7 protein-coding genes are annotated in these 7,180 nt (G+C 72.9%); all 7 read right to left on the reverse strand.

Annotated features, from left to right (window positions below):
• A partial coding sequence (locus ACE3O1_RS13950) for a substrate-binding domain-containing protein (protein WP_374316046.1) occupies nt 1-420 on the reverse strand: 420 nt, incomplete at its 3' end.
• A 54-nt stretch (nt 421-474) separates the two neighbouring features.
• Complete coding sequence (locus ACE3O1_RS13955) at nt 475-1,662, reverse strand: ROK family transcriptional regulator (RefSeq protein WP_374316048.1); 1,188 nt, start codon at nt 1,660-1,662, stop codon at nt 475-477.
• A gap of 55 nt (nt 1,663-1,717) precedes the next feature.
• The gene (locus tag ACE3O1_RS13960) at nt 1,718-2,581 is read right to left on the reverse strand and encodes an NYN domain-containing protein (RefSeq protein ID WP_374316050.1); all 864 of its coding nucleotides are present in this window, start codon (nt 2,579-2,581) and stop codon (nt 1,718-1,720) included.
• A 2-nt stretch (nt 2,582-2,583) separates the two neighbouring features.
• Nucleotides 2,584-3,579 carry a Gfo/Idh/MocA family protein gene (locus tag ACE3O1_RS13965; protein WP_374316052.1) on the reverse strand — a complete coding sequence of 332 codons (996 nt, stop codon included), beginning with the start codon at nt 3,577-3,579 and terminating at the stop codon, nt 2,584-2,586.
• 65 nt (nt 3,580-3,644) lie between these two features.
• The gene (locus ACE3O1_RS13970; protein WP_374316054.1) at nt 3,645-5,000 is read right to left on the reverse strand and encodes an O-acetylhomoserine aminocarboxypropyltransferase/cysteine synthase family protein; all 1,356 of its coding nucleotides are present in this window, start codon (nt 4,998-5,000) and stop codon (nt 3,645-3,647) included.
• Between the two features lie 77 nt (nt 5,001-5,077).
• Nucleotides 5,078-6,019, reverse strand: coding sequence for a zinc-binding alcohol dehydrogenase family protein (locus ACE3O1_RS13975; RefSeq protein WP_374316056.1), 942 nt, complete (start codon nt 6,017-6,019; stop codon nt 5,078-5,080).
• A 29-nt stretch (nt 6,020-6,048) separates the two neighbouring features.
• The coding region (locus tag ACE3O1_RS13980; protein ID WP_374316058.1) for a DUF3418 domain-containing protein at nt 6,049-7,180 on the reverse strand (1,132 nt) is incomplete at its 5' end.

Raw genomic sequence — 7,180 nt, forward strand, 5'->3', positions numbered from 1 at the left:
CACCTTCTCGTTGTCGAAGGAGATGTAGTACGCCAGATCGCCGCCGGCGATCAGCCGGTCGTACGAGACGACCGGGATGCCCTTGGCGTTCGCCGAGCGCACGATGCTGACGGCCGCATTCGCGTCGACGGCGTCGAGCACGAGCACGTCCGCTCCCGCGGCCAGCGCGGACTCGGCCTGCTGCTGCTGCTTCGCGGCATCCTGGTCGGCGTTCGCGTACAGCACCTTGTAGTCGCCGAGCTCGGCGACCCGTGCTTCGAAGAACGGGCGATCGAACGTCTCGTAGCGGGCTGTCTTCGCGTCGGGCAGCAGCAGCGCGATGGCTCCCTCACCGTCGCTGGGCGCGGGTCCGGGGTCGGGTGCGGCGCAGCCGGACCCCGTCAGTGCCAGGCCGACGGCGAGCAGCGTCGCCGCGGCCACGCGCCCGGACGCCTTCCTCAGAACCTCGCGTCCTGATCTCGACCGCGCCATGGGCTACGCCGTGGCCGGGAGTGCTTGCGCATCCACCGTCACGTGGTCGAGTGCGATCGCGATGGCGCCACGGGTCTCGGCCCACTCGCCGAACGAGGCGCCGACCAGCTCGGGGAGCCCGCCCGCCGAGGGCAGCGCCGTCCGCTCCAGCGAGTGGCGCATCGGGGCCATGAGGATCTCGCCCGCCTGCGCGAGCTCGCCGCCGACGATGATCAGCTCGGGGTCGAACAGGTTGCACAGGCTCGCCGCGGCGATGCCGATGTGGCGTCCGGCGTCGGCGATCACGCGGCGCGAGCTGCCGTCGCCGGCCTCGGCCGCGTGGAGCAGGTCGCCCAGCCGCTGCATGCCCTCGCTCGCCGGGAACAGCGACATGAGGGCGGGGCCGCCGGCATAGGTCTCGAGGCAGCCGCGGTTGCTGCAGCGGCAGATCGGCCCGTTCTCGTCGATCGTCACGTGGCCGATTTGGCCGGCCTTGCCGTTGACGCCGTGGAACAGGTCGCCCCCGACGATGAGCCCGGCGCTGATGGTGTGCCCGACGCGGATGAACACGGACGAGGATGCCTCGCGCCCGTTGCCCTCGCGCGCCTCGGCGAGCCCGCCGAGGTTCGCCTCGCTGTCGACGTAGACCGGCCGCCCGATGCGGGCGGAGAGGCTCTCGGCCACGTCCACGCCCTCCCAGCCCCGCAGGAGCCCGGGCGTGGACACCATGCCGGTGCGCGGATCGATCGGGGCCGGAAGCGCCAGGCCCACGGCGAGGAGGTCGGACAGCGAGCCGCCGAGCGACTCCATCATGTCGCCGAGCAGCAGGCTGAGCCGGTCGAGTTCGGCGTCGTGCCGGTGATCCAGCGGCAGGGGCAGGGAAGACTGGGTGACGATCGCGCGCGCGGTGTCGGCGATGGCGATGTGCAGCTGGCGCGAGCTGAAGTGCACACCGGCGACGAGACCCAACTGGCGCGCCAGCGAGACGAGCGTGGCGCGGCGCCCGCTGCGCGACGTGAACGACGTGTGGAGGATGCCCGAGGCCGTCAGCTCCTTGACGATGTTGGACACCGTCGCCGGGGAGAGCCCCGTGCTCCCGGCGAGCTCGACCTGCGTCAGGCGGCCGTGGCGCTTGAGCGACTCCACCAGGCGCGCGCGATTGGCCTCGCGGAGCGAGGTCTGCGAGCCCGGCGGCGGGTTTCGGCGTGCCACAGCGACACTCTAGCCGGGCGCGCGTCGCATCGGCATGCGGGGGCGACCCCGAGCGTCAGCGTCGATCGGCCGCGAGGCGGATGAGGACGATGTTCCCCGACTCGTCGACCTCGGCGATCGACGGGTGGGCCTTGACGAACTCCGAGAAGCTCTTGTGGCCCAGCGCCTTCTCGGAGAACGACGGGTCGAGCCGCTTGATGAGGCTCTTCACCGCCGACGCGTGCTGCCACTCGACGTCCTCCTTGTCGCTCTCCAGGCGCAGCGCGCGGTCGAGGAGCGCCTCGGCCGGGTCCGCGCCCGCTGTGCGAGCACGGCGACGCGGGGGCGCGGCATCCTTCCTGGCCTCCGCCCTCGCGGCGACGCCGGGGAGGGCATCGTACGAGTCGAACTGGTCGCACGCGGCTGCCAGCGACTTGGCCGTCGACCCGGCGACGCCCACGCCCACCACGAATCGCCCGAGGCGCTTGCAGCGCTGTGCGAGCGGCACGTAATCGGAGTCGCCGGCGACGATGACCACGTGGGTCAGGTCGGGGAGGCGGAACATGTCCTCGACCGCATCGACGGCGAGCCGGATGTCGGCGCCGTTCTTGGCGTACGCGGCGGCGGGGAACAGCTGCACCAGGTCCACGGCCCGCGCCACGAGCTGGGAGCGGTAGACGGCGTTGACCGGCGACGACCAGTCGGCGTAGGCCCGGGTGAGCACGAGGGTGCCGAACGACGTGGCGTAGTCGATGATCGCGCCGACGTCGATCGTCGCGGAGGTGAGCCGCTCGGCGATCTCGGGGTCTGCGGCATCCGCGATGATCTTCTGCCGGTCGCGCGAGTAGGAGTTCTTGCCGTGCACGCGGTCGTACCACGACATCACGATGTTGTCGAAGTCGAGGTACACCGCCACGCGGGCGTTCTGCAGGTCGGTCACGGTCACTCCTCCCCGGGGTAGCGCACGCCGACGAGCTGGCGGATCTCGTCCAGCGTCGACATGATCGCCACGGTCTCGTCGATCGGCAGCACGGGGCTGTCGGTGAGCCCCTCGGCGAGATACCGCTCGGCGGCGAGCGCCTGGAACTGCATGCCCCGGCCCTGGATGTCGGAGGCGTACTCCTCGAGCACGGTGCCGTCGGCGGTCACGACGCGGAACGAGGTGGCGTTGTACCAGACGTGGTCGATGTCGATGCGGGCCTCGGTGCCGATGATGTGCGCGGTGTTGGGGCCGGCGGCGCGGGATGCCGAGAGCGACGTCGACAGCGCGCCCGAGACGTGCGACATCACGGTGGCGACCTCGGTGTCGGCGCCGGTGTCGCCCAGCCGCGCCGATGCCGTGATCGCGAGCGGCTCGCCCAGGATGTCCCACGCGAACGAGATCGGGTAGACGCCCAGGTCCAGCAGCGCGCCGCCGCCCAGCTCCAGCGCATTGAGCCGGTGGGCGGGGTCGGACGAGATGAGCTGCGTGTGGTCCGCCATCAGGGCGCGGATCTCGCCGAGCGCGCCCGAGGACACGACCTCGCGGATGCGCACCATGTGCGGCAGGTAGCGGGTCCACATGGCCTCCATCGCGAGGAGGCCGCGCTCGACGGCGACGTCGCGGACGGCTTCGGCCTCGGCGCCCGTCAGCGTGAAGGGCTTCTCGACGAGCACGTGCTTGCCGTGTTCGAGCGCCAGGATCGCCTGCTCGGCGTGGAAGGGGTGGGGAGTGGCGATGTAGACGATGTCGACGTCGGGGTCGGACACGAGCGCCTCGTACGAGCCGTGCGCGCGGGCGACGTCGAAGTCGGCGGCGAAGGCGCCCGCCGACTCGGCGCTGCGCGAGCCGACGGCGGCGAGGTCGAGGCCCGCCGTGCGGAGGTCGGACGCGAAGGCGCGGGCGATGCCGCCCGGGCCGAGGATGCCCCAGCGCAGGGCGGACGAGGAAGCGGTCATGTCCTGAGCGTAGCGACCGTCCGGACACCGCGCGCACCCCGCGGGGACGCGCGGGCGTCCGCGGCTCAGCCTCGGATCGCGTCGACGGCTTCGCGCTGCTCCGCCCGGCTCGGAACGCCGGCGAGGGCGCGGTCGAGGTCGGCGACGATGTCGCGCACGTCCTCGAGGCCGATCGACAGGCGCACCGTCGTCCACGCGATGCCGGCGTCGGCCAGCTGCGCGGGGGACAGGTGGCTGTGGGTCATCGAGGCCGGGTGCGCGACGAGGCTGCGCGCGTCGCCGATGTTGGCCACGAGCTTCACGACCTGCAGCCGCGCCACGAGGTCCTCGACGACGCGGAAGTCGGCCTCGGCATCGCCCGAGCCGTGGAGGTCGAACGCGAACACCGAGCTCGCGCCGCGCGGAAGATACGCGTTCGCGCCGGCATGCCACGGGCTGGACTCGAGGCCCGGATGGTGAACGCGCGCAACGGCGGGATGTCCCTCGAGGAACCGCGCCACCTCGAGCGCGCTCTGCGAGTGCCGCGCGATGCGCAGGTCGAGGGTCTCGAGGCCCTGCAGCAGCTGGAAGGCGTTGAACGCCGACAGCGACGGGCCGAGGTCGTGGACGTACTTCGTCTTCACCAGGGCGATGTAGGGCGAGCCCGTGGCCCCGTAGCGCTCGACGAGGCTTCCGTCCGGAACGCGCGGGTAGGTCTCGGTCAGCTGCGGCCAGCGCTTCGGCTCGGCGGTGAAGTCGAACGTGCCGAGGTCGACGATCACTCCGCCGAGCGACGTCCCGTGGCCGCCGAGGAACTTCGTGGCCGAATGCACGGTGATGTCGGCGCCGTGGTCCTTCGCGCGCTGCAGGTACGGCGTCGCGACGGTGGCGTCGATCACCAGAGGCACGCCGGCGCGATGGGCGATCTCGGCGACCGCGCGCACGTCGAGCACCTGCGCGATGGGGTTGGTGATCGACTCCGCGAAGAACGCGCGCGTGGTGGGGCGGACCGCGTCGGCCCAGGCATCCGCGTCGTCCTGATCGACGAACGTCACCTCGATGCCCCAATCGGCGAAGGTGTCCTGCAGCAGATCCACGGTGCCGCCGTAGAGCTGGCGTGCCGCGACGATGTGCTCGCCGTGCTTCGCGAGCGCCAGGAGGGCGAGGGCCACCGCCGCCTGCCCGGAGGCCACGCCCGCCGCGGCGATGCCGCCCTCGAGTTCGGCGACGCGCTTCTCGAAGACGAGCACCGTCGGGTTCGCGGCACGGCTGTAGATGTTGCCGTCGCGCCGCAGCGCGAACAGGTCGCGCGCCTCGCCGAGCGAGCGGAACTCGAACGCGTTGGACTGGTGGATCGACGGCACTGCGGTGTTCTCGGCGATGCCCGCATCGAACCCCGCCTGCACCTGGGCGGTCGCGAAGGAGCGCGGGGCTTCAGACATGCGTCCCATTGTCGGCGCCGGATGCCGCGTCCCGCGCGCCGTGTGTCGAACTGTTGCGCGCGGCGAACAGGGGGGAGCTAGGGGATCAGCGTGATCTTGCCGTCGGTGCCGCGCTCGACCAGGCGGTGCGCCTCGGCGGCCTCGGCGAGGGGAAGCTCGGGCCCGAGCTCTACGGCGAAGCGGCCCGCGGCGATGAGCGCCAGCACCACCGGCACCGCCTCGTCCCGCCAGGCGAGCTGCTGCGGCGTGAGCGGCTCGGGGGAGCCGCCGGAGAACGCGCGGATGCCGAGGGCCGAGGCATCCCGTCCCCTCACCAGCGTGGCGATGCGGCGCTTGTCGGGCATGAGGGCGATCGAGGTCTGCAGGGCCTCGTCGGTGCCCGCCGCGTCGATGGCGACGGTGACGCCCCCCGGGGCGAGTTCGCGCACGCGGTCGGCGAGCCCGTCGCCGTAGGCCACCGGGGTCGCGCCGAGGGAGCGCACGACGTCGGCGCGCCGGTCCGACGTGGTCGCGATCACCGTGGAACCCCACAGCACCGCGAGCTGGATCGCCGCCTGTCCCACGGCGCCGGAGCCGGCGTGGAGGAGGAGCGTGTCGCCCGGTCCGACCGACAGCGAGCGCAGCGTCTGATAGGCGGTGCCGACCGGAATCCCCAGAGCCGCACCCTGCGCCGCCGACGCCTGCGGCGGCCGGCTGTGCACCCGCGTCGCGTCGACGGAGATATGGGTGGCGTACGCGCCCCGCGCCCCCGAGAAGACCACGGCGTCGCCGACGCGGAATCCGTCGACGCCGTCGCCGACTCCGGCTACGACGCCGGCGCCGTCGGATCCGACGCGACGCGGCTCTTCGATGGGCGCCGAGGCGCGTGCCCCGGAGCGCAGCTTCGCGTCGATCGGGTTCACTCCGGCGGCCTCGACGCGGATCAGCAGCTGCCCGGCAGGGGGAGTGGGCTCGTCGATCTCGAGGGCGCGAAGGACCTCGGGGCCGCCGAACTCGGTGTACGCGATCGCAGTGGGCATGGCAGGGGCAACCTCCTCGGCGCGAGGCGCTATTCCCGCAGCGCCTTCTGGATGCGCTGCAGCGACACCGGCTCGGCGGTGCCCAGCTGCTGCGCGAACAGGCTCACGCGGTACTCCTCGAGGAGCCACCGCGCATGGACGAGGGCGGGCGGCCCGTCGGAGGCCGGCGGGGTGGTTCCGCCGGCCTCCGCGAACGCGGTCGCCGCGCGCTCGAACTCGGTCATGCGCTGACGGTCCCGGCCGGCGTTGTCGGCCAGCGCTCGCACGCGCTCGAGCGCGCCCCGGAGGTACCGCGGCAGGTGCGCCAGTCGCGCGGTGCCGGTGCGCGAGACGAAGCCCGGGAACACCAGCCCGGTGAGCTGGACCTTCACGTCGTTCAGCGTGCCGAGCAGCGTGAGCGAGTTCTGCTCGCGCACGGCCCGCTCGACCTCGCGTGCCGCGGTGAGGATGCGGGCGCTGAGCGACACTGTCTGGAAGAGCTCGTCCACCACGACCGCCGACAGCGCGTCGCGCACGGCGTCGAACCCGGCGCGTGTCCGCACGATGCCGTCGGGGACGGTGCGGGCGATGACGGCGTCCGCGACGGCGACGCGGGCGTCTTCGACGAGCGCCTTCGCGGACGGGTAGGGGGAAGCCGCGAGCGCGAGCTTCTCGGGAGAGGTGAGGTGGTCGAGCACATAGGCCGACGGCGACGGCACGGTCAGCAGCAGCAGCCGACGGACCCCGTCGCGCGTCGCGCGAGCCGCGGCCTCGGGGGTCGCCTCGATCCGCAGCGCGATCGAGCCGCCCTCGTCGACGACGGCGGGGTACCCGCGCACGACGCCGCCGGCGACCTTCGTGTCGACGACCTCGGGCAGGTCGCCGAACGACCACTCGGTCAGGCCCGCGCGTTCGGTGAAGGAGCCGGCCGCCGCCGGTGCCGTCGCCGACGCGCCTGGTCCCGGCGCCGCGACCGGACGCGCCGGGGTGCGCGTCAGCGACCGGGCCACCGAAGCGCGCGCGCGACCGGAGAGGCGGTCCTGCAGTGCAGGGAGGTCGCGGTCCGAGCCCACGGGACGACCGCGCTCGTCGACAGCCCGGAACGACACGAGCAGATGGCCGGGCACGCGCTCCATCTGAAAGTCCGCGGCCGTGACCGGCTGGCCGGCGACCCGCTGGATG

The sequence above is a fragment of the Microbacterium sp. genome (assembly GCF_041909575.1).
Classification (GTDB): domain Bacteria; phylum Actinomycetota; class Actinomycetes; order Actinomycetales; family Microbacteriaceae; genus Microbacterium.